The sequence below is a fragment of the Acetatifactor sp. genome (genome assembly GCF_982438285.1).
In genome coordinates, this window is record NZ_CEWDFQ010000317.1 from 1 (window position 1) to 3,599 (window position 3,599).

Below are 3,599 nucleotides of genomic sequence, written 5' to 3' on the forward strand. Positions count from 1 at the left end.
GTCCAGGCCGCTGCAGTGGATTTATACAGCTCTCTGCAGAGCCTTCTGGACAGAATATTCGGATATTTGTGATTGTATGCAATAAAATCAGGCCTGCCAAGCCAGTTGAAACACAGATTCTGCAGCAGGAATCCAAAAAAACCTCTATATTCCTTTTCCCACAGAAATCCATCGGAGAGCTGTCCTCTCACAATATCTCTGTGATTGCGGCGGTACCACCAGACCCCCAGCGGGTTAAAGGATTCCATGCAGTAACGGCCCCCGTAGGCCCGAAGCAGCTGATCCGCCGCCGGACACAGGGAAAGATCCGTCCGCTCAATCTTAAATTCCACGATCAGCGGAACCCTTCCATCCACCATCTTAAGCACATCCTCAAGCCGGGGAATACATTCCCCCGAGTCAAACAGGGAAAATCCCTGCAGCTCCTTCCAGGTATAATCCCCCACCTTTCCCGGGCGGCCGCATACCCTTTTCAGGGTAAAATCATGGAACACCACCACAACCCCGTCCTTTGACAGCTGAATATCCAATTCTATCCCAAACCCGGCCTCCACCGCCTTTTGAAAGGCCTTCATGGAGTTTTCAGGAGCCTCCGAGCCATTGTCATGCAGCCCCCTGTGCGCATACATCCATTTCTTAAAATATGTCATATCCGGCCTGTGGTTCATCCGCGGCATAATCATCCAAAAGTACAGTGCCGCTGCAAGCAGCAAAGCACATGCCAGTCCCAGCATTGTCATGGTACTATTCTTTCCTCTTCTTCCGTATTTTAGTCATTTATCCGTATTCTGGTCCTCCTCCCCAATTTCCACATGCAAAAGCCTGTGGGCCCTGGGGCTTAAAGGCCTGCCCAAATACTCTTCATACACCTTTTGTACCTGTGGATTCTCATGGGAAAAGCGAAGCTGTCTCTTTTCATCCAGAAGATAAAGCCTGCTGCCGCGCTCCGTTGCCAGCTCTTCGCCATCTTTTATGGGCTGCCCCCCGCCGCCCACACAGCCGCCCGGACAGGCCATGACCTCCACAAAATCATACGCCGCCCTTCCCGCAGCCACATCCTGCATCAGTTTTTCCGCATTGGACAAGCCATTTACAATGCAGGTGCGAAGCATCCTGCCGCCCAGAGAAAAATTTGCCTCTCTTCTGCCGGACTCTCCCCGCACCTCAAAAAAAGCCTCCGGCCTTGGATTATGCCCCTGGCAGAGGGCATAGGCCGTGCGCAGCGCCGCCTCCATAACACCCCCTGTTACGCCAAAGATCACCCCAGCGCCTGTGCTTACTCCCAGCGGAGAGTCAAACTCCTCCTCCTTAAGGAACCTTGGATTGATGTGCTCTGCGCGAATCATGCGGATCAGTTCTCTGGTAGTCAGCACAATATCCACATCCGGCCCCGCCTGGGCGCTCTGCATGCCGGGAAGGGCCGCCTCTCTCTTTTTTGCCACACAGGGCATAATGGATATACTGCAGATTTGTCCGGGATCAATCCCCGTCTTTTTGGCAAAATAGCTCTTTGTCACGGCGCCGAACATCTGCTGTGGAGATTTTGCCGTAGACAGATTCCCCTTGTACTTGGGATAACGCTTCTCCACAAAGCTGACCCAGCCGGGACAGCAGGAGGTAAACATAGGCCACTGGTATTCCTCCGGCCGCTTCAGCCGCTCCAACAGCTCTCCCGCCTCCTCCATAATGGTAAGGTCCGCCCCAAAATTCGTATCAAACACATAATCAAAGCCGATCCGCTTTAACACTGCCGCAAGGCGCTTCTCCGTCGCCTCCTGGGAGGACAGCCCCAGGTCCTCTCCCCATGCAGTGCGCACCGCAGGCGCCACCTGCACCACCGTAATTTTTTCCAGGTCGGCCAGGGCTTCAAAAACCTTTTTCAGGTCGTCCCTTTCCCTGAGCGCTCCTGTGGGACAATGGGTAATGCACTGACCGCAGAGAGTGCAGTCGCTGTCACAGATCCGCTGCCCGTCGGCCACATCCACCGTAGTGCGCCCACCGGTATTTTGCACATCCCACACGTGCATTGACTGCATCTTGTCACAGATCTGCACACAGCGCATACATTTGATGCACTTTCCGGAATCTCTGATCAGCGGAAAGTCATCCTCCCAGGGAATCCGGGATATCTCCTCACTGTAAGGCAGCTTAAGAATTCCCAGATCATTGGAAAGCTTCTGCAGTCTGCAGCTGCCGCTTCTTGCACAGATGGCGCAGCGGCAGTCATGCTGGGAAAGCAAAAGCTCCACGTTGGTCCGCCTTACCCTTCTTACCTTGGGGGAATTGGTGTAAATCTGCATCCCCTCCTCCACCGGGCTGTTGCAGGCGGTGATTAACCCGTTTTTCCCCTGCATCTCCACCACGCACACCTTGCAGGCGCTGATCTCATTGATCCCCTCCAGATAGCACAAATGCGGTATCTCAATGCCGATCTGGGCCGCCGCCTTCATCACTGTGGTTCCCTGGGGAACCGACACTGCAATTCCATCTATGGATAAATTTATCATGCCCTCTTTTCCTTTCCCTCCGGTTACCAAATGGCAGCTCTGCCGCCCTTTAAATTGCCGTAGCCATACTTGTCGCAGCGCAGGCATCTTCCCGCCTCCTGACAGGCCTCCTGTCTGGTCATGCAGTGCTCAAAGGCGTCGAAATTCTTTTTCCGTTCTCCTGCTTCGGCCTCGCCTGGCTGAATCCTGCCGCAGGGTTCCTTGTCCTCGTAGCTTACGGGAGGAATTTCCACATCACAGGAGATCACATGGTGGCAGCCCAGATATTCGTCAATATTTGCCGCCGCCACTTTACCCGCCGCAATGGCGCGGATTACGGTTGCGGGACCCGTCACACAGTCACCCCCCGCAAACACTCCCGGTATCTCCTTCACCTCGCTGTCGCTCATGGCCGCAATGGTGCCCTTCTTTACGGATACTCCCGCCTCCTCAAAATGCCGGGTCTCTATGCCCTGTCCAATAGCCACCACCACGATGTCGCAGGGAATCCGCAGAAGAGGCGCATCCGCCCGGGACGCCCGGGCTCTCCCCCAGGCATCGATAGGGCCGATAATCTGAGGCTCCACCCACAAGGCTTTTACATTTCCGTCCTCGTCCGCCTCCACTCTGTGAGGAGCCTTCAGACTATACAGCTGTGCTCCTTCCGCAACAGCCCCCTCCACTTCCTCTGGAAGGGCCGTCATATCCTCCTGCCGCCTGCGGTAAGCGATGCAGACCTTCTTTGCCCCCAGGCGGATGGCAGAACGGGTGCAGTCCATGGCCACATTGCCGCCGCCCACCACCACAACCGTCTTATCCTTAAAATCCGGCATATCATCATCGCCGATGCGGCGCAGCATCTCCACCGCCGACAAAACGCCCTTGGAATCCTCTCCCTCAATTCCGATTCTTTTGTCATTGTGGGCGCCGATGGAAATATAAACCGCATCATAGGTCTCCCTGAGATGGTCAAAAGAGATTTCTCCCGGCCCGTTACCTATCCTGGTACTGAGATGCACCTCCACCCCGGTGGACAAAATGGCGTCGATATCCTCCTGCAGACGCTCCCTGGGAAAACGGTAATTGGGGATGCCATATCGCAGCATGCCGCCC

General features: G+C 55.1%; 3 protein-coding genes. All 3 read right to left on the reverse strand.

What is annotated here, in order from left to right:
• The coding region (locus AC1WIP_RS13100) for a glycerophosphodiester phosphodiesterase family protein (RefSeq protein WP_481142244.1) at positions 1–740 on the reverse strand (740 nt) is incomplete at its 3' end.
• Between the two features lie 33 nt (positions 741–773).
• On the reverse strand, positions 774–2,507 hold the full coding sequence (locus AC1WIP_RS13105) for a [FeFe] hydrogenase, group A (protein ID WP_481142245.1): 1,734 nt from the start codon (positions 2,505–2,507) through the stop codon (positions 774–776).
• 23 nt (positions 2,508–2,530) lie between these two features.
• On the reverse strand, positions 2,531–3,599 hold a 1,069-nt coding region (locus AC1WIP_RS13110; RefSeq protein WP_481142246.1), incomplete at its 5' end, for an FAD-dependent oxidoreductase.